Source organism: Streptomyces sp. NPDC050121, assembly GCF_044460385.1.
Classification (GTDB): Bacteria; Actinomycetota; Actinomycetes; order Streptomycetales; family Streptomycetaceae; genus Streptomyces; species Streptomyces soliscabiei.
This window is the reverse complement of sequence record NZ_JBITJV010000017.1, coordinates 24,485-49,528: the sequence shown is the minus strand read 5'-3', so window position 1 is coordinate 49,528 and position 25,044 is coordinate 24,485. Positions and strand designations below refer to the sequence as shown.

The 25,044-nt window shown below is 68.4% G+C and carries 24 protein-coding genes and 1 pseudogene; 8 read left to right on the top strand and 17 right to left on the bottom strand.

Going from position 1 to position 25,044, the window contains the following annotated elements:
* Position 1 precedes the first annotated feature (1 nt).
* Positions 2-1,063 carry a GlxA family transcriptional regulator gene (locus tag ACIBTS_RS25195; protein WP_399322334.1) on the top strand — a complete coding sequence of 354 codons (1,062 nt, stop codon included), beginning with the start codon at positions 2-4 and terminating at the stop codon, positions 1,061-1,063.
* Positions 1,064-1,094: 31 nt separating this feature from the next.
* Here the strand turns inward: ACIBTS_RS25195 and ACIBTS_RS25190 are convergent, their stop codons facing one another.
* Entirely contained in the window at positions 1,095-1,415 is a 321-nt protein-coding gene (locus tag ACIBTS_RS25190; protein WP_399322467.1) for a hypothetical protein, read from the bottom strand.
* Between the two features lie 136 nt (positions 1,416-1,551).
* Here ACIBTS_RS25190 and ACIBTS_RS25185 point away from each other — a divergent pair, with 136 nt between their 5' ends.
* Together ACIBTS_RS25185 and ACIBTS_RS25180 are read left to right on the top strand one after the other, a co-directional pair.
* Positions 1,552-2,901 carry an alpha/beta fold hydrolase gene (locus ACIBTS_RS25185; protein ID WP_399322333.1) on the top strand — a complete coding sequence of 450 codons (1,350 nt, stop codon included), beginning with the start codon at positions 1,552-1,554 and terminating at the stop codon, positions 2,899-2,901.
* 376 nt (positions 2,902-3,277) lie between these two features.
* A complete protein-coding gene (locus ACIBTS_RS25180; protein ID WP_399322332.1) occupies positions 3,278-3,628 on the top strand; it encodes a hypothetical protein in 351 nt (116 codons plus the stop codon).
* Positions 3,629-3,743: 115 nt separating this feature from the next.
* Here ACIBTS_RS25180 and ACIBTS_RS25175 read toward each other — a convergent pair whose 3' ends face one another.
* A complete protein-coding gene (locus tag ACIBTS_RS25175; RefSeq protein WP_399322331.1) occupies positions 3,744-4,469 on the bottom strand; it encodes an SDR family NAD(P)-dependent oxidoreductase in 726 nt (241 codons plus the stop codon).
* Between the two features lie 102 nt (positions 4,470-4,571).
* On the opposite strand from ACIBTS_RS25175, the gene ACIBTS_RS25170 reads away from it, so the two are divergent.
* Positions 4,572-5,456, top strand: coding sequence for a helix-turn-helix transcriptional regulator (locus ACIBTS_RS25170; RefSeq protein WP_399322329.1), 885 nt, complete (start codon positions 4,572-4,574; stop codon positions 5,454-5,456).
* A gap of 198 nt (positions 5,457-5,654) precedes the next feature.
* Here the strand turns inward: ACIBTS_RS25170 and ACIBTS_RS25165 are convergent, their stop codons facing one another.
* Together ACIBTS_RS25165 and ACIBTS_RS25160 are read right to left on the bottom strand one after the other, a co-directional pair.
* Positions 5,655-6,488, bottom strand: a complete 834-nt coding sequence (locus tag ACIBTS_RS25165) for an ABC transporter permease (RefSeq protein ID WP_319675393.1) — start codon at positions 6,486-6,488, stop codon at positions 5,655-5,657.
* Positions 6,485-7,078 (bottom strand): ABC transporter ATP-binding protein, encoded by a 594-nt coding sequence (locus tag ACIBTS_RS25160; RefSeq protein WP_399322326.1) that lies wholly within the window; start codon positions 7,076-7,078, stop codon positions 6,485-6,487. Before ACIBTS_RS25160 ends, ACIBTS_RS25165 begins: the two co-directional genes overlap by 4 nt.
* Before the next feature lie 211 nt (positions 7,079-7,289).
* Here ACIBTS_RS25160 and ACIBTS_RS25155 point away from each other — a divergent pair, with 211 nt between their 5' ends.
* Positions 7,290-9,560, top strand: a complete 2,271-nt coding sequence (locus ACIBTS_RS25155; RefSeq protein WP_399322325.1) for a polyprenyl synthetase family protein — start codon at positions 7,290-7,292, stop codon at positions 9,558-9,560.
* A 117-nt stretch (positions 9,561-9,677) separates the two neighbouring features.
* Here the strand turns inward: ACIBTS_RS25155 and ACIBTS_RS25150 are convergent, their stop codons facing one another.
* The 4 genes and pseudogenes from ACIBTS_RS25150 to ACIBTS_RS25135 form a co-directional block, all read right to left on the bottom strand.
* Positions 9,678-10,229, bottom strand: coding sequence for a hypothetical protein (locus ACIBTS_RS25150; protein WP_399322323.1), 552 nt, complete (start codon positions 10,227-10,229; stop codon positions 9,678-9,680).
* Between the two features lie 276 nt (positions 10,230-10,505).
* Complete coding sequence (serS, locus tag ACIBTS_RS25145) at positions 10,506-11,798, bottom strand: serine--tRNA ligase (RefSeq protein ID WP_399322321.1); 1,293 nt, start codon at positions 11,796-11,798, stop codon at positions 10,506-10,508.
* Positions 11,799-11,914: 116 nt separating this feature from the next.
* A pseudogene (locus ACIBTS_RS25140) lies at positions 11,915-11,998 on the bottom strand (hypothetical protein); the annotation flags it as partial.
* A gap of 160 nt (positions 11,999-12,158) precedes the next feature.
* On the bottom strand, positions 12,159-12,617 hold the full coding sequence (locus tag ACIBTS_RS25135; protein ID WP_399322319.1) for a MarR family winged helix-turn-helix transcriptional regulator: 459 nt from the start codon (positions 12,615-12,617) through the stop codon (positions 12,159-12,161).
* A 63-nt stretch (positions 12,618-12,680) separates the two neighbouring features.
* On the opposite strand from ACIBTS_RS25135, the gene ACIBTS_RS25130 reads away from it, so the two are divergent.
* Positions 12,681-13,049 carry a VOC family protein gene (locus tag ACIBTS_RS25130; protein ID WP_399322316.1) on the top strand — a complete coding sequence of 123 codons (369 nt, stop codon included), beginning with the start codon at positions 12,681-12,683 and terminating at the stop codon, positions 13,047-13,049.
* A 138-nt stretch (positions 13,050-13,187) separates the two neighbouring features.
* Here the strand turns inward: ACIBTS_RS25130 and ACIBTS_RS25125 are convergent, their stop codons facing one another.
* The 5 genes from ACIBTS_RS25125 to ACIBTS_RS25105 all read right to left on the bottom strand — a co-directional run bounded on the left by ACIBTS_RS25125 (position 13,188) and on the right by ACIBTS_RS25105 (position 16,831).
* Positions 13,188-13,607 carry a hypothetical protein gene (locus ACIBTS_RS25125; protein ID WP_399322314.1) on the bottom strand — a complete coding sequence of 140 codons (420 nt, stop codon included), beginning with the start codon at positions 13,605-13,607 and terminating at the stop codon, positions 13,188-13,190.
* Positions 13,608-13,690: 83 nt separating this feature from the next.
* Complete coding sequence (locus tag ACIBTS_RS25120; RefSeq protein WP_399322313.1) at positions 13,691-14,131, bottom strand: hypothetical protein; 441 nt, start codon at positions 14,129-14,131, stop codon at positions 13,691-13,693.
* A gap of 164 nt (positions 14,132-14,295) precedes the next feature.
* Positions 14,296-14,703: a hypothetical protein gene (locus ACIBTS_RS25115; protein ID WP_399322311.1), complete on the bottom strand. Its 408-nt coding sequence runs from the start codon at positions 14,701-14,703 to the stop codon at positions 14,296-14,298.
* A gap of 542 nt (positions 14,704-15,245) precedes the next feature.
* Entirely contained in the window at positions 15,246-16,094 is an 849-nt protein-coding gene (locus ACIBTS_RS25110; protein ID WP_399322310.1) for a helix-turn-helix domain-containing protein, read from the bottom strand.
* A complete protein-coding gene (locus ACIBTS_RS25105; protein WP_399322309.1) occupies positions 16,091-16,831 on the bottom strand; it encodes a DUF6879 family protein in 741 nt (246 codons plus the stop codon). Before ACIBTS_RS25105 ends, ACIBTS_RS25110 begins: the two co-directional genes overlap by 4 nt.
* Positions 16,832-17,016: 185 nt before the next feature.
* On the opposite strand from ACIBTS_RS25105, the gene ACIBTS_RS25100 reads away from it, so the two are divergent.
* Positions 17,017-18,000 (top strand): HNH endonuclease, encoded by a 984-nt coding sequence (locus tag ACIBTS_RS25100; protein WP_399322308.1) that lies wholly within the window; start codon positions 17,017-17,019, stop codon positions 17,998-18,000.
* 35 nt (positions 18,001-18,035) lie between these two features.
* On the opposite strand, the gene ACIBTS_RS25095 is transcribed toward ACIBTS_RS25100, so the two are convergent.
* Both ACIBTS_RS25095 and ACIBTS_RS25090 read right to left on the bottom strand, forming a co-directional pair.
* Positions 18,036-18,212, bottom strand: coding sequence for a DUF397 domain-containing protein (locus ACIBTS_RS25095; protein WP_399322465.1), 177 nt, complete (start codon positions 18,210-18,212; stop codon positions 18,036-18,038).
* A 32-nt stretch (positions 18,213-18,244) separates the two neighbouring features.
* Entirely contained in the window at positions 18,245-19,093 is an 849-nt protein-coding gene (locus ACIBTS_RS25090) for a helix-turn-helix domain-containing protein (protein WP_399322307.1), read from the bottom strand.
* 219 nt (positions 19,094-19,312) lie between these two features.
* Here ACIBTS_RS25090 and ACIBTS_RS25085 point away from each other — a divergent pair, with 219 nt between their 5' ends.
* Positions 19,313-19,945, top strand: a complete 633-nt coding sequence (locus tag ACIBTS_RS25085; protein ID WP_399322305.1) for an ATP-binding protein — start codon at positions 19,313-19,315, stop codon at positions 19,943-19,945.
* A 9-nt stretch (positions 19,946-19,954) separates the two neighbouring features.
* On the opposite strand, the gene drmB is transcribed toward ACIBTS_RS25085, so the two are convergent.
* Complete coding sequence (gene drmB, locus ACIBTS_RS25080) at positions 19,955-21,793, bottom strand: DrmB family protein (RefSeq protein ID WP_399322304.1); 1,839 nt, start codon at positions 21,791-21,793, stop codon at positions 19,955-19,957.
* Positions 21,790-25,038, bottom strand: coding sequence for a helicase-related protein (locus ACIBTS_RS25075; RefSeq protein WP_399322302.1), 3,249 nt, complete (start codon positions 25,036-25,038; stop codon positions 21,790-21,792). Before ACIBTS_RS25075 ends, drmB begins: the two co-directional genes overlap by 4 nt.
* Between the last annotated feature and the right edge of the window lie 6 nt (positions 25,039-25,044).

Below are 25,044 nucleotides of genomic sequence, written 5' to 3'. Positions count from 1 at the left end.
CATGCATACCGTCGCCGTACTGGCCCTGGACGGGGTCGTTCCGTTCGATCTGTCCGCGCCGATCGACACCTTCGGCTGGGCGCGGCTGCCCGACGGGCGGGAGGCGTACCGGGTGCGGGTCTGTTCGCCGGCCGCCTCGGGGGAGGTGAGCGCGGGGGCGTTCACGGTGCGGGCGCCGTACGGGCTCCAGGCGCTGGCCGAGGCGGACACGATCATCCTGCCCGGCGTGGACGACCCGCCGGAGGTGCTGCCGGACGGCGTCGCGGAGGCGCTGCGGGACGCGGCGGCGAACGGCACGCGGATCGCCTCGGTCTGCGTCGGGGCGTTCCTGTTCGCCGCGACCGGCCTGCTCGACGGGCTGCGCGTGACGACGCACTGGTGCGCGGCGCGGGACCTCGCCGATCGCTACCCGAAGGTGACGGTCGACCCGAACGTCCTCTACGTCGACAACGGCCAGTTCCTCACCTCGGCGGGCGCGGCGGCGGCACTGGACATGTGCCTGCACATGATCCGCCACGACTACGGCTCGGCGATCGCCGCGCAGGCGGCCCGGATGTCGGTCATGCCGCTCGAACGGGAGGGCGGCCAGGCCCAGTTCATCGTCCAGGATCTGGCGCCCGCGCCCGCCGGGGCGACCCTCGAACCCCTGCTGACCTGGCTGGAGGACAACTGCGGCAGCGATCTGACGCTGGACCGGATCGCCGGGCAGGCCGGCCTGAGCACCCGCACCCTCAACCGCCGCTTCCGCGAACAGACCGGCACGACACCGCTGCGCTGGCTGCACCGGGCGCGGGTGCGGCACGCGCAGTACCTGCTGGAGTCGACGGCGTACCCGGTGGAACGGATCGCCGCCCAGGCGGGGTTCGGCTCCCCGACCGCGTTCCGGGAACGCTTCCGGAGCGTGGTGGGCACGAGCCCGCAGGGCTATCGACGGGCGTTCCGGTCGAGGACGGGGGCGCCGGCCGGGGGCGGGGCGGGGCGGGCGGCGGAGGCGGCGACGGTGTCCGCGGGCCCGACCCCTCCGTACCCGCCGACCCCTCCGCACTCGCCGCACTCCTCCTGAAGCCGCCCGCTGCCGCGCTCAGGACGGGTCCTTACGCGCGCCGGTCCGCCACCGCCCACGACGCGAGCGCGACCGCGCCCGCCACGCCGAACACCGACGGCCAGGCGCCCACCTTCTTCGCCAGCGGATGCGACCCCGCGAAGGCGGCCACGTACGCCGCCGTCAACGCGCCCGCGGCCTTCCCGCCGGCCTGTCGCCGCCACTGCTGCGCGGCCGCGGCCCCAGCGGCGGCGAGGACGACCCCGCCGAGCTGCCGTTTCTTCGTCCACCGGGCCACACCGAACCCGCCGACCAGCCCACCCGCGGCGATCGCCGCACTGGGAATCCTGGCCGTCTCCACCATCTTCGCCATCTTCGCCATGCCCGCCTGCCTCCTGGTCCGTCGCCCCCGAGGCTAACCGGCCGGCCCGTCGAGCCGGCCTGCGGGCTATACAAGAGACCAGGCCAGCCGCGCCAGAACCCACCCGCAGGACGGACGGACCCCTGACTTGACGCCCGGCATCCTCACCACCTCCGACGGAATCCACCTCTCCTACCGCGACGAGACCCCTCCCCGCCCCGCGACGGCACCCCCGGTCCTGCTCCTGCACGGACTGGCGGGCCACCTGGGCGAATGGGACGACCTGACCGCCCGTCTCCTCGCCGACGGCCACCGCGTGGTGAGATACGACGCCCGAGGCCACGGCGCGAGCACCCGCACCCCGGCCGACATGACGAGAGCGGCGGCGGTACGGGACGCCGTAGCGCTCCTGGACGAGCTCGACCTCCCCCCGGCGATCCTCCTCGGCCAGTCCCTGGGCGGCCTGACGGCCCTGCTGACGGCAGCCGCGCAGCCGTCCCGCGTCAGCGCCCTGATCCTGGTGGAGGCGGGCCCGGCGGGCGGCGACCCGGACCTCCCCGAGCAGATAAGGAGCTGGCTGGACGGCTGGCCGACCCCGTTCCCGACCTTCGAACAGGCCGTCGCCTTCCTCGGCCACGAGGCCTGGGCGAGAGGCCTGGACTGGCGACCGGACGGCAGCGGGACGGACGGCACTGGGACGGATGCGGGCGGGACGGATGCGGGCGGGTACGCCCGTGTCGACCGCGACACGATGGTCGCGGCGGTGACGGAACTCGCCGCGCGGGACTACTGGGAGGAGTGGTCCCGGGTGACCTGCCCCACCCTGGTGGTCCGGGGCGAGAACGGCATGATGCCGGCCGAGGAACAACGCCGGATGCAGACCCGCCGCCCCGCCGACACCCACGTCACGGTGATCCCGGACGCCTCCCACGACGTCCACCTGGACCGCCCAAAGGCCCTGCACGAGGCGGTGACGACCTTCCTGGGCGCTGTCCCCGAACTCCCTGAAGCCGAATCCGGCGAACCCCCGGAACACGCGCGGTTCGCCGAGCACCTGCGGGCCCTCGACCGGGTCCCGCCCGCAGAGGAGGCGACCCTGGTCCGTCGCATCCTCACCGACCCGGACCGCCAGATGGCCCGCTCGGCGGTGCTCCGGCACCTGGACCGAAGGGCGGCGACGCTCCACCGCTCCGACCACGCGACCTGGCAGGCCTGGACGGCCCCGCTGACCGAGGTCGTACGGGACGACCCCTTCCTCACCGCCCGCCTCCAGGAGTGGACCGTCCTGCACACCGTCACCGCCGACCCCTCCTGGAACCCGGCGACGGCCGAGGCGCTGGCCGCTGCCTCCGACTGGCTGCAACGCAGACTCACGCAGACCCCCGGCGTCCCGGCCCCCGCACTCGCCTTCCTGGCCGAGCACGGCCGCACGAGGAGGGTCCGCACGGCTGCGGCGGCTGCGGCGAGGCGCACGGAGGAGGCAGAGACCGACGGCTGACTCCGCCGACGTCCTCGGCGAAGTCGTCGACAGCCTGACCGGCTCCGGCTTCGGCCGCGGCCTCGGACCGCCGGGCGAGAAAGGCGAGCCGCCGCCGAAGACTCCGGTCGGCGTTGCGTGCGACGCCTCCGGCACTCGGCGCAGCGCGGGCAGGCGCGCCACCGCGCGGACCGAACGTACACCCGGTGCCGGCTTCGGCAGACATGACGGGACCATCCACTCCGCGACGTCGACTGATCACCTTCCGGCGAGTTGTGATCACCTGCGGAGATGACCGCGTGTCGCGTGCACGGCGCTGGTGACCTGGTGGCGTGACCCGGGATGGCGTGCGCATTCCCGTGTCACCCGTCACTCTCCACCCCACCGGAGGAAACACATGAGCGCTGCTGTCCGACGGAGCGTCTACGCCCTGGCCGCGGTCACCTCGGTCCTGCTCTCCCTGGTCGCGTTCGACTCGTACTCCTCGTCCTCGGCCGACGCCGCGGTCGCCAGCCCCGTCGTCAAGTCGAAGTACTTCACCGGCGGCGAAACCACGATCTCCTGCCCGTCCGGCTGGACGGCTACGGGCGGCGGCGTCGGAGCCGACATCGTCGCCAGCATGTACGTCGCCCGTACGGAGCCCACGCGCAACTCCTCCGGCAAGCCCGTCGGCTGGAAGGGCAACGTGCAGCAGAGGCTGAACGGCAGGGCGGGCAGCGGCACGATCTACGTCGTCTGCGCCCCCTGACACCACCGGTAGCCACCGGTGGGCGAAGGCCGCCGCCCCACGGGCCCGGCCTTCGCCCACCGGACCGGGCAGGTGAGGACCAGACCAGACCAGACCGGACCGGCCCGCACCGGTCCTACCAGGGAAGCGGCCCCGCCGCGTCGAAGTACCCGCCGGTCGGACCGTCGGAGCCCACCTGCGCCATCCGGACGATGATCTCCGCGCCCTCCTCGACGCTCTGGACGCCGGTGTTCCCGTTGAGGTCGGTCTTCGTGAACCCGGGCTCCACCACGTTGATCCGCATCGCCGGGAACGCCTTCGCGAACTGCACGGTGACCATGTTGACCGTCGCCTTCGAGGCCGGGTAGGCGACGCCGGGATAGCCGTACGTCGGCGTACTCGCGTCCGCGACCCGCGTCAGGGAGCCCAGACCGCTGCCGACGTTGACGACGACCGGCGCGGGCGAGCGCAGCAGCAGCGGCAGGAAGGCGTGCGTGACGCGCACCATGCCGAAGACGTTCGTCTCGAACACCTCCCGCATGTGCTCGGCGGTCACTTCCGCCGCACCGATCACGCTGTTGCCGACGCCCCGGCTCTCGATGCCCGCGTTGTTGATCAGCACGTCCAGTCCGCCGTCCGCCTCGATCGTCTTGGCCGCGGCCTCGACGGAGACGTCGTCGGTGACGTCCAGCCGCACCCATCGCGCCCCCAGCCGCTCGGCGGCCCGCCGCCCACGCTCGGCGTCACGGCTGCCGACGTAGACGCTGTGCCCCGCGGCGACGAGCCGCCGAGCCGTCTCGAAACCGAGCCCTTTGTTGGCCCCGGTGATCAGTGTCGTTGTGGTGGTGGTCGTCGTAGTCATGACCCCAAGCTGCGTCGGAGGGCGGGGCATCAGCCAGGAGCCCCGTCTTCCTGGGACTGCCAGTACCAGGAAGACCCGGGCCGGGCGGTGCACAGTGGTGACATGGCGACCACGGACTTCGGGCGGACGATACGACGATGGCGGGACCGCGTCTCCCCGGCCGCGGCGGGACTGCCCTCGGGCGGCCACCGGCGCGCCCCCGGCCTGCGCCGCGAGGAACTGGCGATGCTGGCGGGCATCTCGGTCGACTACGTCACCCGCCTGGAACAGGGCCGGGCCGCGAACCCCTCGGAGCAGGTCGTCGAAGCCCTCGGACGGGCGCTGCGGGTGTCCCCGACCGAACGCGAACACCTCTTCCACGCCGCCGGCCTCGTACCGCCGGGCCGGGGCACGGTCCCGGCGTACATCGCACCGAGCGTGCACCGCATGCTCGACCGCCTCACCGGAACCCCGGTAGCGGTCTCCGACGCGGCCTGGACGCTGCTCCTCGCCAACCCCCTCCACACGGCCCTCATGGGCGAACGCCACGGCCGCGAACGCAACGGCGCCTGGCGCGCCTTCCTGGGCTCGGGCGACCGCATCCGCCACACCCCCCAGGCCCGCCAGGCAATGGAGTCCGCGGTGGTCGCCGACCTGCGCACAGCACAGACCCGCTACCCGGCGGACCAGCGCCTGCGCACCCTGATCGCGGACCTACGAGCGAACAGCCCCCGCTTCGCCGACCTGTGGACCTCGGGTGCCGTAGGCCACCACCAGGCCTCCCGCAAAACCGTCGACCACCCCCAGGTAGGCCCGCTCACCCTGGACTGCGACGTCCTCACCGTCGCGGGCAGCGACCTCCGCATCATGATCTACACAGCCGAACCGGCCACGGAGGACGCGCAACGCCTCGGACTCCTCGCGGTACTGGGCCCCCAGCCACTCGTCGAGGAGGAGCAGACGGGTTCGGCCGCTGGAGTACTCGACACGGGGCGACGGTCACGCTGACGAAGCCCACTCCCAGACCTGGTCAGCTGTCGTGCCGTCGCCCCAACAGGTGGGCCTGCTCCCGCTTCGACTGCGCGGAAGACCGACGGAACGTCACATCCCGCACTGTCAGACACATGCGCGGTCCGCCGAAACAGCGTCGCGGTCCTTGAGCGTGCCGCGCCTCGACGACAGAGCGATCTGCTGACCGGGTGGCCCTCATCGCTGCTTCGTCGACATGAGCTTTGCGTCGCCTGCCTGCGGGGGCTTCTGACGGGGAATGCGTACTGCCGCGGTGAGAGCGTTGCGAGTGCGGTGGTGGAAGGTGAGCAGGCTCAGGAGTCCTGCCGCGGTGAACCACAGGAGTTGGACAGCGAGGTGGCCGACCGCGGGCGTGGTGGAGAAGCCTGCGGCTGTGGCGGCCTGGACGGTGCCGTAGGTGGGCAGGAGACGCACAACGGGGCTCTCGGCACCGGAGCTGGAGATGGGGTTCTGCAGTGCGACGTCGACGACGCTGGTCATCACCATCGCGAACATGCCCTCGACCTCACGTTTGAGCAAGGATCCGTAGACCACTCCGATCGCCCCGTACGTCATGGAGGCGCAGAACAGGGCGGCGGCGAGCAGTGCGGGTTGGCGCGGTGTCCAAGTCGCGCAGACGACGGCGGTGGCGTAGGCGGCGACGGTCGCCGAGGCGACGGTGAGGGAGGCGGTCTTGGCGAGGATGAGGTGGGTGCGGGGGTAGCCGGCCATGGCAAGGCGGCGGTCGAAGCGTCCGCCGGAGAAAGTGGCGGAGAACATCATGAAGCCGGTGATCAGGGTGGCGGCGTTGATCGCGCCGGTGATCTGGGTGAGCTCGTTGCCCGCAGGGGCGAGGAATTCGCCGGTCGCCGCGAGCTGGAAGGGCGCGGGCTTGTCGGGGATGACGAGGTAGGCGAGGGTGATCCAGGTCGGAACGTAGAGGACGACGAGCAGCATGGCGAAGCGGTTGCGGGCGTGCTCCGTCAGGTCGTACCGGGCAGCGGTGGCGAAGAGCGTGAAGTGCCTCCTCATGCCGCCTTCTCCCGGGAGTGCAGGATGCCGCCGTGAAGGCGCCACAGGAGGTCGAGGCGGTCGGCGTCGTAGGCGAGGTGGGACACCACCAGGACGGACCGCCCCTTGTCGCGCAGTCGGCCGGCGAGGTCCCAGAAGCGTTGGTAGGTGTCCCAGTCGAAGCCCTGGTAGGGCTCGTCCAGGAGCAGGACCTGGGGGTCGTGCATGAGGGCGAGGGTGAGGTTGAGCTTCTGGCGGGTGCCGCCGCTGAGGGCGCCTGCGCGTTCGTCGGCGTACTCCGCGAAGTTCAGGACCTCGGTGATCTCCTCGGCGTGACGCACGTCGGGCAGGTCGAAGGCGACCTTGAAGAACTCCAGGTGCTGGCGCACGGTGAGGGCGTCGTTGAGGAGGGCCTCCTGGGGGCAGTAGCCGAAGCGCCCGTTGTGGCGGACGGAGCCGCGGTCGGGCCGCAGTTCGCCGGAGAGGATCTTCAGGAGGGTCGACTTGCCCGCGCCGTTCTCTCCGACGACGCCGGCCAGCGTGCCGGCAGGCAGGTCGAGGTCGATGCCGCACAGGACGACGCGACGGCGGTAGGCGTGATGCAGACCCATGACCTCCACTGTTCCTCTGTTCCTCCTGTCAGCACGTGGGCTACTCGGCCCCCAACGACAGTGCCCAGCCTCAGGGCACGGCCGGTCAGCCGTGTGACAATCGAACCACCGGATGGGGTGATCGTCCGGACGACGTAGCCACGCGGGCGCCGGGCGGACCTACGTTGGCTCCGTGATCAACTCCCCTGCTCCCTCAACGTCCGGTATCCGTGTGCCCGAGCCTGGCAGGACGTCGCCGGCCCCGGCTGCTCCGCACGGCACACCGCATCCTTCGGCCGGCCTGGAGTGGTGGTACCTCAATGGGCACCTGCGGGCGGACGACGGGCGTGAGCACCACTGGATGGTGCTCATCGTCCGTCATGAGGCCCTTCACCACCGTGACACGGAGCCGGGCTACGGTTGCGCGGTGGTCTGCACCGGCGACGCAGGCACGGTCTCGGGAACGTGGGTGACACCGGGCTGGCACCAGATGCTGCGCGACATGGTCGACGGCGACCGAGCCGTCGACCCGCGTGTTCGGCAGGCCATGCAAGAGGTCCTCGCTGAGGGCGTTCCGCTGCCCGACCGGCTCCTGGACAGCCCGGTCCGCAGCTGCGACACCGCGCTGGACATCTCCTTGACCGGTCTCGTCGCGCTGCGTGCGGATGAAGACGGCAGCTACAGCCTCAGCTTCCGCGGCGCGGGGCACCCGCATCTCGAACTTCTCCTCGTGCCCCGGAAGCCGTCTCGTCCCCAGTTCAACGAGCGGGGGCACGTCCCCGGCCGGTTCTCCGATGGCGCGGACGAGCTGACGACGCGCCTGATCCCGCGGCTCGACGCGCTGGGAACGGTGACCACCGTGCACGGGGAGCAGGTCACCATGCAGGGGCAAGCGTGGTTCGAACACACATGGGGAGGTGCGTGGGTTCGCGCGGAGCGCCGGGCGGGCATCGGGGACCGCTGCTGGGAATGGGCCGGTGTCCAGTTGGACAACGGCTGGGACATCAGTGCCGGGTACAGCAACGTCCGTGACGCCGGGACGGGTGCCCGTCACAGTGAGGCCAGGTCCGTCACCGTGTCCGCTCCTGACGGGTCGGTACGCCACTGCGAGATGGTGTGGAGCCCCCTGCGTGAGTGGACGTCGGCAGCCACGCTCGACACCTTCCCCACGGCCGTCCGCCTTCAGATCCCCGAGTTCGACTTCGACCTTGAGGTCACGGCACCGCCTGCCGGCCATGAGATCCGCACCATCTTGAACGGCCGGGGCTGGTGGGAGAGCCCGGCCACGGTGACCGGCACCATGGGCGGAGTCCCCGTCCAGGGACAAGCGTTCCTGCAAACCTTCCCGGGCAGCACCGTCGCCGACATCGAGCAGTACACACGGCGGGCCTACACCATCGCCCGCGAGGAGGCCGCCGCTGTCTACCCCACCCGGCCCGGTGACGATCTCTCGGCCCTGACCGGAACCGAGGACGGACCGGCCCTCGACGAAGCCACCCGCCGACGACTGCACGACCTTCTCGTCCAGCCCGTTCATCACCTCCTGGACGTACCCGGCCGGGCCTGGCGCCCCTACGCCGCCCTGGCCGTCCTGTGCCTGTTCGGCATCGACCCCGAGGCCTACCGCCCCCTGGCCGCGGCCCCGGAACTCCTCCACACCGCATCGATGATCATCGACGACATCCAGGACGACTCGCTTCTGCGCCGAGGCCGCGCCCCCGTCCACAAGCTCATCGGAACCTCCGCCGCCATCACCACCGGAACCACCGCCTACTTCGCCTTCGGCCCCGTCCTCGAACGCATCCCCCAGTCGGACCCGGCCACCATGCTGCGCGTCCACAGGATCTTCCTGCGCGCCCTGCGCGCTGGCCACGCCGGCCAGGCCCTCGACCTCGCCGGGCACCGTGAGACGTTCGACCATGCTGTCGCCACGGGCGACAACCATCGCCTCCTCGAGCAGATCCGAACCGCCCACCGGCTCAAGACCGGCGTACCAGTACGGTGCATCGCCGAAGCCGCCGCCGTCCTTGCCGGCGCCACCGAAGCCCAGATCCAAGCCGTCGGCCACTACTTCGAGGCGGTCGGGACCGCCTATCAGATCAGTGACGACGTCGCGGACCTGGACGGAGTGAGCACCGCCGAGGACCGCAGGCAGGACCGCACACCCAAGGTCCCGGCCGAAGACCTGCGCAACGGCGAAGTCACCTACCCCGTCGCCCACGCCATCACGCTTCTCAACCCCACCGACAGGGGCCGCCTGCGTGACGCCCTCTATCTCCAAACCCCTGCCGGCGCCGCCCGCGCAGCTACCCTCATCACCCACAGCGGGGCCCTGACAGCCTGTCTGGCCGAGACCCGCGAGATGATCGACCAAGCCTGGACGATCCTGGGCCCCCTGCTGCCACCGACACAGCACAAGGCAATGATCAATGCCCTCGGCTGGTACGCCGCCCAACGAATCCCCGACCAGGCAAGCCCTGCCCCCGAACAGCACGCTCGCTGAGAGGCATGCCGCCCAGCCTGCGCTGTGGCGGCGACCGGTGCGTCCCCGGCGGCGAGGCCCGCGGCCAGAAGCCGGCCCACCCGACAGCCACCTCTGGCACCAGTCATGCCGATCTGGTCAGCTTTCGTGCCGTCGACCCAGCAGGCGGGCCTGTTCCCGCTTCAGCCGCGCGAACCCCTGGCGCGCGTACGCGGCGATCTCCTCGCTGGGGAACGACACGACCGAGAGGTGCTGGTCGTAGCTGCCCTGGGCCCATCGGGCGGCTGTGATCTCGTAGCCCGAGACATGCGCGCACAGTTGAAGCAGGAGCGGCGGCATGTCCGCATCGCTCAACAGGTCGGCGTGCTTGATGACGAGGTCACGCATGGCCTGGATGTTCGGAAGGAAGACGGTTGTAACCCACAGCCGCCACTCGGCCAACTCCGCTTCGGTGGGCGGCGTCTCATGAGCGAAGGGCGATCTGCCGTCAGCACGAGCGTTGCGTTCCATGAACGCACCGAAGACACGGCTGTTGGCCTCAGTAAGGGCGAACAAAGGGCCGTAGAAGTCGCTGAGCTGGCGATTCACCCGAGCGAGGCGCTCATGGCGCTGCGACAGGCGCAACCCGTTGAGGTAGGTGACGACATAGCCGACGAACGTCAGCCCGATAGTGACGACCACTGCGACCATGAAGACCGATGCTAGTGAGCACGGCCTGCCCTGTTCAGTCCGCGATACCAGGCCGGCGCCGCCACGACACCGACGAAGCCCGCGACGCGAACACTTTCACCCCTACGTCCGGTCCGCAGCGCTGCTGAGGCCTACGGCAGCCCCGCGGCAGAGCCGAACGCGCGGCTCGCCCGCGGAGGATCCATCGGGCCTGATCCGAGCCCTGGGTTCGACCGCCGAGGTCGCCGGGGAGTCGCCACGGCGTCCGGCGGATGAAGTCGCGGACGCCGACGAGCACTATGCCTCCGGTGATCCGTCCGCCGAGATACGGCGGAAGCCGAGGTACGGGACGAGTGATTCGGGCAGAACGATCGAGCCGTCCTCTTGCTGGCCCTGTTCGAGGAGCGCGGCCAGGGTGCGGCCGACAGGGAGACCCGAACCGTTGAGTGTGGCGACCAGCTTCGGCTTTCCGTCCGCACCGCGGGTGCGGATGTTCGCGCGCCGTCCTTGGAAGGTGCCGAAGTTCGAGACCGACGAAATCTCGCGGTAGGTGCTCTGGCTGGGGAACCAGACCTCCAGGTCGTAGGTGAGCTGGGCGGAGAAGCCCGTGTCACCTGCGGCGAGGGCGACTACGCGGTAGGCGAGACCCAGCTCCTTCAGACAGGCTTCGGCGTGGCCGAGCATCTTCTCCAGCTCGGCGTCCGCCTCCTCGGGATCACAAATCCTTACCATCTCCACTTTGGTGAACTGGTGCTGGCGGATCAGGCCCCGGGTGTCGCGGCCGTATGAGCCGGCCTCCGAGCGGAAGCACGGAGTCTGTGCGGTGATCGCGACCGGCAGGTCGGAGGGCGGAATGATCTCGTCGGCGTAGAGATTGGTGAGCGGGACCTCGGCCGTCGGGATCAGGAACAGTTCACGGTCGGCGACGCCGGTCTTGAACAGGTCTTCCTCGAACTTCGGCAGTTGGCCCGTGCCCGTCATCGTCTTGCGCGTGACCAGGAACGGCACCGAGTGCTCGACGTAGTCGTGCCGACGGGTGTGGAGGTCGAGGAAGAGCGTGGTGAGCGCCCGCTCAAGGGCGGCCCCAGCTCCTCGCGATACGGCGAAGCGGGGGCCCGACAGCTTCGTGGCCCGAGCGAAGTCGAGGATGCCGGTGGCCTCCCCGAGATCGACATGGTCCTTCGGGGTGAACGGGAACGACGGCGGAGTACCCACCCGGCGGACCTCGACCGCGAACTCCTCGGAGTCGCCATCGGGCGCCCTGTCGTCGGGGAGGTTCGGGATGGTGAGAAGCAGCGTGCGGAGCGCCTCCTGCACCCGATCCTGATCGGCCTCGATCTCGCGGACCTGATCCTTGATCTCGCGGGCGCGCTCCTTCAGCTTGGAGATGTCCCCGCCCTGCTTCGCAGCCTGCTGAACCTCGCCGGCCACGCGCTTGGACTCTGCCCGCAGCTCGTCGGCCGAGCGGATGTTCTGGTTGCGCTGCGCCTGAAGACTCTCCAGCGCGGACAGGTCCAGCGAGTATCCGCGTCGTGCAAGGCGACGAACCGCTTCGGCACCCATGTCGAGAAGGGCGCGGGCATCATGCATGAGGGGCTTCCTCTTCCTTCGGTTCTTTCGGCGAGTGGCCAGTTGCGTCGAAGGTAGCAATTGCGGCACCTGCCCCGATCCCCAATTTTCGCGGGGCTGCCGTGCGCCTCGGAATCCCAATCCCTGTACGCCGGGTCCGACTTCATGTAGGAGTCCCGCATCTCCAGATGCACTGCCGACTCACGGCAGTCGCGGAACAGTTCCTCAAACGTCGGAACCGCGGTCGCCCTGCACCTCCAAGAAGAACTGGACCATGATTGGCGGTCAGCCGGGCTGTCGGTTTTCGAGGTCGCCTGTACGGATTTTCATGCTCGACCGGCACTCCTGTCCGGGCGCGGCGAGACGTGTGCGAGGAACGAGTTATGCGCCGTCGTTGCCATCGCGCAGGGACTGAATCATGCTCTGCAGGATCCGGAACGCGCCCGACTGCTCGGCCTCGGTCAGGCCGGCCAGCATTCTGACCTCGACGGACCGGACCGCTACGGTCGCCTTCTCCAGGCTCCGTCGGCCGCGAGGCGTGAGCCGCGCGGGAAGAACCTTCCCGACGGGTGCCTCCGCAGGCCTGGTCACGTAGCCCTCTCGTTCCAGGGTCTGGAGCAGCACGTTCATCGACTGTCGTGTCACGAACGCGCCACGCGCGAGCTCGGAGTTCGACAACCCCGGCCGTTGAGCCAGCAGCTCGAGGCAGGAGTAGTGCGTCACGCTCATCCCGAGTGGCCGCAGCACCTCCTCCATGGCTGCGCGCAGGGCGCTCGAAGCCTCTTTCAGCAGGTAGCCCAGTGATTTGTCCAGGTCGACGCCGTCACCGCTTTGACTCATGTCAGTATTCTGACATACGTTGGCCCGTGTCAGGAATCTGACACGAAGAGAAGGAGAGTCATCATGCCCGCCACCGGTCCCGACTTCATCTCGCTCCAGGCGCGCGACCTCGACGCCTCGCAGGCGTTCTACGAGCAGTACCTCGGCCTCGTCCGCTCGCCGGCCGGACCTCCGCACGCCGTCGTCTTCGAGACGAAGCCGATCGCGTTCGCACTCCGCGAGGTCGTTCCCGGCACCGATCTCGCATCGGTTGCCCAGCCCGGCATCGGCGTCGCGATCTGGCTCCACGCCACCGACGTCCAGGCCATCCACGACGCTCTCGTCGCCGACGGTCACACCATCGTCTCCGCACCGATCGACGGTCCCTTCGGCCGGACATTCACCTTCGCCGACCCCGACGGCTACCAAGTCACGCTCCACGACCGCGTCTGATCATCGAAACGCCACCGCCGATCACCGTTCCCCCCGAAGACCGCCAGACCGGTCCGGCACATCGGCGCCGCAGGTAGCCCGGCCTTCGGCCGGGAGGTCCGCCTCAGGCCGCCCCTGCCCGCCGCGGAGCCGCGCATGTCACGGCCCCGCGTCCCCTCGGGGCGTTTTCGAACCGCGCCGGATTTCGTCGGATCCGCTGAGAGTGATCCGGCCCGTCATGAGGACTTCGTGGTTGGCGAAGAGCGCGTCGAGTTCGAAGCGCCGGCGGACGTTCGCCGTCCACTTGGCGTCCGGGAGGTTCGTGTACGCGGCGACCACGCGGGCGCGGCTCGCCTGGGTGAGGATCCATCGGGCCTGGTCCGAGCTGTGGGGTCGGCCGCCGAGGTCCCGGGCGAGCCGCCACAGCTCCTCGCCGTCGGCCTGTTCGTCGACGACGGCGACGAGCCCGATGTCCCCGAGGCCGCGTGTGTCGCTGGAGTGGGTGGTGTAGGCGACGGTGAGGTTGTCGAGGGGGAACACGGTGACGCGGCTGGTCGCGGTCAGCTCGGTCAGGGACACGTCGGTGGGTCCGTTCTGGCACGGGGAGGGGCGGGCCGGCCGGTCGTGGAGGACGGCCGACCCGCAGTGAGGGGGAAGAGGTGTCAGCAGCCGTCGCCGTCGCCGCAGCAGGTGGGCGGGTTGCATTCGGCGGCCGTGCCCCACAGCCGTTCGTCGACCTCGAACCCGGCGGTACGCAACCGGCCCACGACGTCGACCATCAGCCCACGCGTGCGGACCTTGGCGTTGGGCTGGTGGTGCAGGAAGTAGCCGAAGCTGCGCTCGCACCAGTCGGCGTACCAGCCGGTGTGCAGGATGAGCGTGTGCCAGCCGGGATCGACCTGCTGCGACGGTGCCATGCTCGCCCCGTCACCACTGCTCCCCATGACGAAGACGAGGGCGAGGGCCTGGTCGACGACCCGGTCGGCCACGCAGCGTTCCAGGCCGTACTCGTCGGCGCAGAACGCGGCGAGAATCTCGAACTCCGTGTCGGTGACGAGGGAACGGCCGGTGCGGGGCTTGGCGGCGACCGCGGTGAGGGTCATGGGACGGGCTCCTTCACAGTTGGAGGACCTTCGGACAGCCCTCTCCCGGAGCGCGGCAGTCGTCGCGTCCTCCGGACAGGGGGGATCTGGACCCGCCGCGTTGGCGAAGGCCATGCGCAGCGGGAAGCAGCGAGGATGGGATCAATCCGACGGCCGACGACGGCTCACAGCCGCATGCCGATCGCGATCCAGTCAGCGTCGGCCAGTCGGATCAGCGCCTGAAGCACGATCTTCAAACGATGCTCGTCGAGGTAGCGAACGTCAGCGAGGGAACTCCGCCGCACACCCACGATCGACAGCACCAACCCGAGGAAGATGCGCTCGCCGTCGTCGAGCCCAAGGGTGTAGAGGCGTCCCGCAATGCTCTCCCACCGGCAGGTCATGACACCGCCGTGCTTCGTCACGAGCGCGGTTCGGACGTTGTCCCGGGTGAGGAGTTCTTCCTCTTCGACGAGGGCCTGTGCCGCGACTCGTTCGCGGAGGCCAGCCGCTGAGCGTACGAGAAGTTCGCTGAGCGGCGGGGTGTCAGGTTCGTCTGACGGCATACCCGCCGACGCTGCGGTGGACGTCATGCGCGGGCCTCCGCGAGAAGTTGTCCAGCGGCACCGAACGCGACGCCGAGAGCTCTCGGGTCGGTGAGGCGGCCAGAGCCGTCCGGTCGCTCCAGCCAGCAGCGATCGCCGATCGCACACAGGACGGGTGGAGTGACGAGCAGCCAGCCAGGCGGATGCACGATCAGCTGTGGGACGCCGTCCAGTTCGTCACGGAGGCCTGTAGGCAGAAGCCACCAGGCCCGCCCCGCCGCCACATCAACCAGAACGGGGCCGAGCTGTCGGCTGCCCAGGTGTTTCATCGCTCGAAGGGAGGGGAGTAACGACCCCTCCGCTACGCGCCAGTGCTCGCCGCTCGGAATGCGAGCGAACTCCTCAGCAGCCCATGCACGGCATACGTCAGTGGGATTTCGAACGCAGTCCAGGAGCCAGTCCTGGCCTGCCTGCCGAGTGGACCGGGCGAGTTGGGGGGCCATGACCAGGACGGTAGATGGGGCAATTGCGCAACTGCGCGTCGATTGCGCGTGATTGCGTCTGCCGGTACGGCGCTTGCACCTGATTGGCTACGAGAGATCCAAAGAAGCCCTCGCCCGGCCGATCAGCCGACGCGCGGGGGCACCGTACTCGGCGGACTCGGCCAGCCAGTCCCACGCCCGCTCGTACAGCTGGATGTCGTCATCGCCGTTGAGCCACAACTCCTCGCTGATTGTCTCGACGATGACCAACCGGCGGTCGTAGATCCAGAAGGCATGCGGGGCCGTACGCCGTAGTTGCGCGCCGAAGGGCAGGATGCCGAGCTCGATCCGGCGCTGGCCCACCAGGTTGTACAGCCGGTCCAGTTGCTCGGCCATCACGTCCGCAGGACACAAGCGGTGGTACAGGGCGGCCTCGCACACGAGGAACCGGAACGTCTTCGCCGGGTCGTACAGGGCCTCTTGGCGGCGCATCCTGGCTTCGACCGCTGCCTCTGTGGTCGGCGTGATGCCCCGAAATTCCGCGTTGGCGTCGAAGATGACGCGGGCGTACTCCGGGGTCTGGAACAGCCCTGGCACGCGTGAGACCTCAAGCCCGCGGATGGACTTCGTGGCCTCCGTCTGCCGGACAGCGATCTCCTGACGGCCACGGTGTCCGCCGGCCAGCTGGCGTCGCCACGAGCGGTGCCGCTGTTTCATCTCCAGTCCGGCCCGAAGGCCCTGGAGCTCTGCTTCGACATCCGGTCGGCCGCAGGCAAGTGCCCACGCCGTCAAGTCGTCGGCGGACGGGGACTGCTTGCCGTTCTGTAGACGGGAGACCTTGGAGGGCTGGCAGTCGAGCTTGGCGGCAAGGTCCTTGCCCTCCAGACCGGCCTCGGTGCGCAGCTCGCGCAGTCGCGCGCCGAGGGCTTCTCTGGCGGTCTGGTAGTCCGTGCTCACATGATGGAACGTACCCGCCTGGCGAACTCTTCGGTACGTACGGCATGGTGCCAGGCGGTGTCCCTGGCCTGGCAGGCGACGAGGACGTCGGCCGGCTGCTCGGTGATGTACACGCCGAGGGTGGTGTCCTCGTCATCGAAGGCGAAACGGGCGAGGATCTTCGAGTCGAACAGCCAGAAGTCATAGTCGGGCAACCGCAGTTCCAGCGCCTGGGCGCGGGTCAGGTTGCGGATGTCCTCTCCTGCGGCCACGTTGCCGGGCGCGGACCCGAGGAGGAACTCCTGGCCCTGGGTCGGTGGTTCGTCGACGAGCCGTACGCGCTCGAACCGCTTGCCTTGCGCGGTCTGGGCGCGGACGTTCTCCCGCCAGGCGTTGTCCGGCCCACGAGAGACGTCCTCGCCCGCCAGGAACCGGGCCCACTTGGGGCTGGTGCGGTCGGAGCCATATCCACGGCGCGTCTCCAAGCGCCAAGCGGTGTGCTTGAAGTCCCGGAAGAGGCCGGAAATGGAAGCGAACGGCTGGAGTGCAGGGGCGTCGCTCTTGGGCGCGTATCGGGTCAGCAGGCTGCGCGGGACACGAACGAAGGTCTCCGACTCCTTGACGTCCCGTAGTTGGACCAGGTGCTCCGGGTCGGCCTCTCGCTCACCCTGGACGAGGATCTCGTCCGTTCCCTCGATCTCGTACAGGGTGGGACAGTCACCGTCGTCGCTGGTCGTACCGATGAACCTGAGCGTCATGCTCACCCTCCGTCTGGGGTCGATGGAGATACAGGATGCGCATGCGGGCCCCAGGTGCGCCCGAGGATTGCAGCGGATTGCGCCTACCGAGCGAGGCCCTGTGATTGCGCGCAAGCCGAATACGCCCCCGGCCGGGATACCCACGTCCAGAGCGGATGTCAGTTGCCGCCTCATAAGCTCGTGTCATGGACGAGACAGGGATTGTCACGGGGGAAGCGGTCGGCAGGGCTTGGTCGTTCCTGATCGCGGGCGAGGACCGCCAGTTCCAGGGGAACGCCGGCTACGAGGACGTCATCGAGGAGTCCTACAGCTACGACTCCACCGTGGGCAATCATCGACGCGTCGCGCTGGACGACCTGGTGGTGGTCCGCAGCGGACGCGAGGCTCTTGGCATCGGCTACGTCGAGCAGTTGGAGATCTTCCCGAATCAGGAGAAGCTCCGGAGCAGATGCCCTGGTTGCGGGAGCACCGGCTTCAAGGAGCGGACCACGACGCTCCCCAGATTCAGGTGCAGTCCGTGCGGAGAAGCTTTCGACGACCCTTCGACAGAGACGATAGAGGTGACCTCCTATCGGGCTCATTACGGAGGAACCTGGCAGGCCCTCGAGGGGTGCCTCGAAAAGGCCCTGCTCTCCGAACTCAGCTTGACCAATTCCGACCAACAGTCGATCAAAGCCTTGGACTACTCCGGGGTCCTTGAAGCCGTGGCCTTCAGGGGTGTCCGGCTTCCCCGCAGAAGGCGGGCATCCGCCGGCGTGCGGCCTCGTCCCTTCGAGTTGCCCGGCGGGCGTCGGCGCACAACGCTGGCAGTGCGACGGGGTCAGGATGCGTTCCGCCGGGCGCTGGTCCGTCGATACGGGATGATCTGCGCGGTCACGGGGCCTGCTCCCGCGGAAGTGCTCCAAGCCGCCCATCTCCGGGCCTTCGCGGTCACCGAGCAGCACAGAGAGGAGGAAGGCCTTCTCCTCCGCTCGGACATTCACCACCTCTTCGACAGCGGCCTCCTGGCCATCAGACCCGAAGACTTCATCGTCCAAGTCGCCCCGAGCCTCGGCGGCTACGCCACGTACAGCGAACTGGCCGGCACCTCACTACGGATCCCGGATACGGACCTGATCGACCGGAGCGCTCTGGCAGAGCACTATGAGTCGACCGTGGCGACTTGGTGACGGGGGATGGGGCTGCGAAACGACCTGAGGAACCCTCAGCCCTCCGCGTCCTGCTTCACAGCGCGCACAAAGCAGAACCAAGCCCCGCTTCGCACAGCGATCTCAGCCCCTCCCACACTCTTCGAGTCACGAACGAGGGCACCGTCATCCAGCAGCGCGCACTCGACGCACTCCCCTCCTGCACCATTGCTGTACGACGATGTGAACCACACCGGACGGCTCTTCCCGCTGGGCGTTGTAATGCTCACCGTGCGTATTCCTTCAAGATTGTTTCGATCAACTGGGCCGAACGTTGAGGGCTCAGGGCGGCGGCTCGTAGGCCGTCGAACGCTCGGGTGTACTCACGAACATGATGCTCGCCCTCCAGGTAGACGGCATCGGTGATGCCGTCCCGATAGACGATGTCGGGATCCTCCAGCGCGGGAAAGCCCAGCATGGTGAAGGAGCCCGTGGCCGGATAGGTGCCGGAGTCGAAGGGGAGGACCTGAAGGGTCACGGCTGGCAACTGGGCGGTGTCCAGGACGCGTTCGATCTGCTCGCGCATCAGCCCCCGGTCCCCGATGACATTGCGCAGGGCGCCCTCGTTCACGATGAACCAGGCTTCGGGGGCGTCGGGCCCCTTCAGTAGAGCTTGACGTTCCATGCGCACCTGTACGGCCCTGTCGATGTCCTCGGCAGACATGTGCGCGCCGGTCCTGTGGAGCTCGGACGTGTAGGCATGGGTCTGCATGAGGCCGGGCACCAACTCGCACTGGTACTGGCGGAAGGTGGATGCCTCCTGCTCCAGGCCGATGTAGATGTTGAACCACTCCGGAACACCTGAGCCGTGCACCTGCCACCAGCCGCGCATCTTGGCTTGCCGGGCAAGCGACTTGAGGAACTCGCGCAGCTCATCGCTGGTGCCGTAGAACCGGCAGAGGGCGTCGATGTCCGACGGCTGCACGCGCCCGCTGCCCGTCTCCATTCGATTGACCTTGGAACCGCTCCAGTCCAGGGCCGCGCCGACTTGGGCGCAGGTGAGAGTGGCCTGCTCGCGGAGCTTCTTCAGCTCGTACGACAGGCGACGACGGCGTGCCGTGGGCGATCCGGCCATATCAACCCCGTTTCAAATAGCGGGCGTTCAGTCTCGCGCCAAGGGGTGCACTTGCCAATCACTCAGAAGTGGGAATCTCGCCGTGCACATTGCACGAAGGGATCCGCCGGCTGCACTCTGATGGCAACGCAACTCATCGTGATTCCCCGTGACGCTGTGTGGCTCATTGGGGTGTCGCCTGCGACGAGAGGGATTTCCGTGGGTAAGGAAGCATGCGTGATGCGCAAACCGTGGGACCTCGCCTTCACGGCCGAGCCGACGGAGGTGGCCGCCCTGCGGCGGATCATGCGGCTGCATCTGGGCATCTGGGGCCTGCACGACGTCACCGACGAAGCCCAGCTCTGTGTGAGCGAGTTGGCGTCCAACGTCATCACGCACGTCGGCACCGGAACACCGGCCACCCTCGCGGTGTCGATGAACGGGGTGCATCTGCGTATCGAGGTCCACGACCCCGATACGCGCGCCCTGCCCACCCTCCTCGACGCGAACATCGACTCGGAGGGAGGGCGAGGCATGGCCCTCGTCGATGCGATCGCCGCACGCTGGGGCGTGCAGCTCGGTCTTGACCGGAAGGTCACATGGTGCGAGCTGGCAACGGGTCTCACATCGCCGAACGGCCATGTGGAAGGCCCTGGTGTGCGACGGGCCGAGGCCTTGCTGGAGCTCTACTCGGGTGTGAAACAGCCTCTCCGACCTGGCCAGGGAAGACTGGGGAGGGCCGTGGCCGAGGACTCGGCGATCACGGTGATCACGGACTTCCTCCACTGGCTTCGTGCGCACGGCTGCGACGTGGACGAGGCCTTGGATCGTGCTCAGACCCGCTACGACGCCGAACTAGGCGGTAGTGGCTGACCGATTGGCTTACAGATCGAGTACCTGCCGGAAGAAACCCACAGACGCGTCCTCGGGCGTACCAACCAAAAAGGCCCGATCGAGGAGGCCGTTGTTCTGCTCACAACTGGTCTCGGGAAGCAGGACACACGCATGGCAGGCCGCGAGATTGACGCTGCCCGTTCCCCCCGCCTCCGACTCGATGCACAAGGGATCGGCGCTGCACCACTCTGCGCGGTGCAACGCCGACCGCAGCGTGCGAACCAAACGATTCGGCTCACCTTGTGCGACCAGCCCGCCGAGACTGCCCGCCGAGTCGCTGGTTGCCGTGTAGATCAGCAGGCCTGCCATGGTCTCGTCGGCGTACAGGCGCTCCCGTAGGGAGGCGGCCGGGTAACCGGCCTCCAAGCTCCACTCGTTGATGAGTATGTGCGCCAACGTGTGCAGCAGGATCATGCGTGGCGTCGCGGGCGAGGTCGGCGCCGACTGCGGGTCGGATGCCCTTTCGCGCAGTAGCCGCGTGTGATTGGTGCGTATGCGCTCTCCGCGGACGGCGACGGCCGCATTGCGTGCCCAGGCATCCACTCTTTCCACGTCCAACCGCAAGAACACCCCTTCGCCCTGCACTTCCATGGCCGGTAGCCAGTCCAACTCGACCAGCGAGAGCGGTGCTTCGTGGACCTCGATATTGGAGTCGGGAGTGTGGACGCGTGAGAAGGACTTGAGAGCGCGGACCTCTCGCAGGCGCTTTACAAGCATGGGCGTGGTGAGCCCGAACGGCTCCAGGGCGTTGGAGGACTCCGCCGGGGCTTCGCAGATGAACTGCTCCTCGCGCGTACTGTCCCGTTCCGCGTTGCCGGCACGGAGTCGTTCGTACTCCTGCTTGCGCAGGGCGAAGTACCCGCTGTTGTGGTCGGCATCCTCTTCGAGGTCGGCCTCCTCGTGCCGTTCGGCCTCCAGGAGGGCAAGTACGGCTTCGACGGGAATTACCTCGCCTTCTCTCGATGCGAGGGCCTTGAGGTAGATCTCCAGCCCCGCCCGGTCGAGGGAACGCAGGTCGTCCCAGCGGTCTGCGAGGCGGGCGGCCAGACCGTCGCTCCACGGGGGAATGGACAACGCCGACTTCACGATGGGTTGCCAAGCCATTGAGGAACCACGCTGGAGCGTACGAGGAACCTCGGTGCAGGAGGTCTCTGCCGGCGCGTCCTTCAACCACGGCCGCGCGCCCGAGCAGCGGACATGCAGTTTCGCCAGGGCACTCCGCCTGAAGGCGCCCTCCATGGAGACTTCGGGGATGCCGCAGGTGCACGAGATCAGCACGGAGCGCAGAGAGGCGGTTCGGCCAGTCGTACGCAGCCGCATTTCACCGCCGCACAGTCCTGATGCGCCCTCCTGCCGGTTGTTGCGGTGGGCCCACTTCCAGTACGGGAAGTCGTCGATGTGGCCCTTGGAGCAGGCAACTACAAAGCGCGACGGCACCAGGTCCTCCTGACAGTCACCGCACTCGTTCTTTCCCGGAGGCGAGTTGAAAGCGCGGACGTGCTGAAGGGCGTTGCAACTGGGGCACGAATGCCAGAGCGGGAAGCGGCGGACATGCACACCGTCCTTGCTCGTGTCGTCGGAGGCCGGAGGGAGCCGGAAGGACTTCACGCCGAGGATGCGAGCGAGTCGGGGCTCGTGGATGCGAGGAGCCTCGGTGATGTTCCAGGAGTCCGTACCCGCGACGATGAACGATTCGCCGTCGACGGCGACCATTGAGCCGACCCCGTACGTAGTGATCATCTGCGCTCGTCGGACGGATCCCTTGCGCTGGTAGCTGCGCTCGGGTGCGCCCGAACCACGGCGGCGACGAGCAGGGGGCGGGGTCATCGGGATGCCTCCATGAAGAGCGCGGATTCCGCGTCGACGTCGCGCAGGCTCCACAGGGTGGGCCACGCCTCGTCGTTGGACTCGTCGTCGAAAGCGCAGAGCAGAGATGGCACCTTTCTGCCGCGCACGGGCTCGTAGTAGAGGCCACCGTGTGCCTCGGCCTCGTCCATCCAATAGTCGACGAAGTCGTCGAAGGCCTGGGCCGTCGCCTCGTATTCCCTGTTGTCACGGACCCCGGCCTGCCCGGTCATGGTGCCCTCGACTCGGCCGAGGAGGATCTCGCGGATCCGCCCTCGGAGTTCGTTCTCGAAGAGATCGACGCGCCCCGCTCCGTCGTTCGGCCGGGCTTCGGGGATCAGGATTCGCGCGAGAGCGACGACGACGGCGTGCAACCCGCGGTCGCGGGCCCGTGCGGAGAACGGTGTGACCGACGTCGACTCGACCTCGCGATAGAGCGCGGAGTGGAAGTGCAGGAAGTTCTCGTAGTGCGAACGATCCCTGGAACGCGTCGAGTTGAGCATCACGGCAACCAGTCCGGGATGACTTCGTCCTACGCGGCTTGTCGCCTGGATGTACTCGGCCGTCGTCTGAGGCTGTCCCATCACTGCCATGAGCCCCAGCCGATCAACGTCTACGCCGACAGAGATCATGTTTGTGGCCAGGAGCACGTCCACGGTTTCCTCGTCCGGCAGTCCCCGCTCGATCTGCTTGAGTCGACTCGGGATCTCGCTGGAGTTGGCGCGACTGGTCAGCTCGGTGAGCTCCAGGACCTTCCGCCTGGGCGTGCCGTCGCGTTCGGCCAAGTACTCCAGATACGCCTCGACGTCGTCGTGCACCTGTAGTTCGGCAGCGGCGAGCAGACGCAGGCTGTTGAAGTAGCCGACGAGGCTCCAGTAAGCGTCACGGACCGCCTCGGACGTGTCCATGCGCAGTGCCTGGTGCAGGAGAGCAGCGTAGGTGCGGATCAGCAGCGTGGACTGACTCGTGCTGGGGGTGAGCAGGCCCACGTATTGGCGGCTGGCCTTCTTCTCGCGTGGTGTCTCGACGGCGAACCAGGAGTCGCGGGCGTCCAGGCCCGCGGGCGGAAACTGACGGACCTCCCGGTCGAACAGCGCCCGTCCCTGTTCTGAGGCGCGGCGGATGGTCGCGGTGGAAGCGATTACCTTCGGTCGGTCGGCAAGTGCGTCCACCGCGGTTTCGTAGAGTCCGGTGAGCGTCCCGAGAGGTCCGGAGATGAGATGGAGCTCGTCCTGGACGATCAGTTCCGGGGGAGGGGTGTCGTCCGACCGGTCCCGGTTGAATAGGGCCGCCGTCTGTTCGCGCCACGGCATGGAGGCGAACTTGTCGACAGTGGCGATGATCAGGGTCGGACGGGCCTCGTAGACGGCTTCGTCGACCAGGTGCACCGGGAGTCCACCGGTGAAGTCGCACGTCGGGTCGGGGCAGCGGACGTGCATCCGCGTCGCGTGGTGGTCGACCTCGTACTGGTGGGCGTCGAGACGGGTGCCGCACCACGGGCAGGCGTGCAACTGCACAGGATTCTTCTCCTGGAGAACCTTTCCCTTGCGGAGTTGCTGGATGCTGTCCTCGGCGACGCTCAACTTGTTCGGAGTCGCGGACTGGCCGACCCACATGCCGATGGAAATGGGCTCCGACCCCAACAGGGTCTCGTCCGCCTGACGCATGAGTTCCATGGCGCAGATCAGGATCGTGGCACGCTCGAACTGCTGCAGTGTGAGAAGCCGAAGCGTGTAGCGCATGAGGACGGTCACCCCGGCGCCCTGTTCCTTCCTGCGGATGCGCCGCAGGAAGGTGGTGAGCGCGATCAGCCCGAGGTACGCCTCGGTCTTGCCGCCACCGGTCGGGAACCACAGCAGGTCGGCGAGTTTCCGGTCCGGGTGATCAGGGTCCACGATCCCTTCGAGGCACAGCAGCATGAACGAGATCTGGAAGGGGCGCCATCGACTGGAGGCCGGGTCCGGAGTACCGGCGCGTCCGCCCTTCACCCAGGCGCTGCGAGCCCGCTGCTGCGCCATGGCGTCGTTGGCCAGCCGGAAGGCGTGCATGACATCCGAGTCGTCGCGCAGCACGTCGATGCCACGCCTCATACGCCCCAAAGCGGCAGCACACGCCTTCAGCTGATCCTCCGCAGCCTGCTCGAAGGCGGTTCCTGCCAACTCCGTGGCCTCGGAACGCCGAGCGTCGATCCAGCGTTCGTACCCGGCGGCCAAGTCTTCGAGGGCGTTGAGCACGACGGCGTCCGGTAGCTTCGCGAGGCCATGCATGGTGAGGGCGTCGCTGTTGATCTCCTCGTTGGAATCGGTGAGGAGTACTTCGTGTGCGGGCACGAACTCCGTACGCACCATCGAGACGGCCGCTCGCCTGGAGTACGGCGTTCCCACGGGCGGCGGTGTCCAGTCCCACTGGGCCGCGCAGCCGTGCCCCACGGCGAACGTCGGAGCGTGACGATGCAGCAGTCTGCTCGCGGCCTGTTCCTCGTCGACAGCGTTCAGCGCGGTGGGGCGCTCCACGAACGCCTTCTCGCCGGCAGGGGTCTCCACAGTGAGCCTGGGCTGAAAGAGGCTGAAAGCATCCTGCAGTTCGCGTTCGCTGATGCGCTTGTCGTTGATGAGGGTGACGGTGACGGTCACGGTCCCGGACGGGGCTGTAGGCCTGCGCACCAGTGCACGCAGCAACACGTCCTCGGCCAGCGGCTCGAACTCCTGCATGCCGGGCGTGGTCACGTCGATGGTCACGGGACGCAGCGGCAGCCCGCGTCGGCGCCAGTGCTCGGACTGATCCTCCGTGCTGCGAGCCTGCGCACGCTTCGCCGAGACGACGCGACCCTCGTTGTCGATCGGGTCGTACATGGCGGCCTCCGCCCGGACCACCACCGCGGAGGAGGCGCACGGATCGACAGCGAAGGTGAGGCCCATGGAAGAGGGCCGGCGGTCGTTGGCGAGCGAAACGCCCAGCTCGTACCCCGTGTCCTCGGCGTCCGAGTGAGCCAGGACAGGGACCTCGTCGAGCCCGTCCGTCTCGCGGAGGCTTGCGACCTGTTCGTCCATTGCGTCGTCGTCGGCCGGGCGCGGAAAGAGGACACCGATCGGGTACGTCGTGATCGGCGGGTCCTGAGTGAGTACCTCGTCCTCGGCGCCGGGTCCGAGCAGATCCCTTCGAAGCTGGTCGACGAGGCTCTGTCGAGCCGCGTAGTGCGCGGCGTGCCGACTCTCGGTGTTCGTCATCGACCG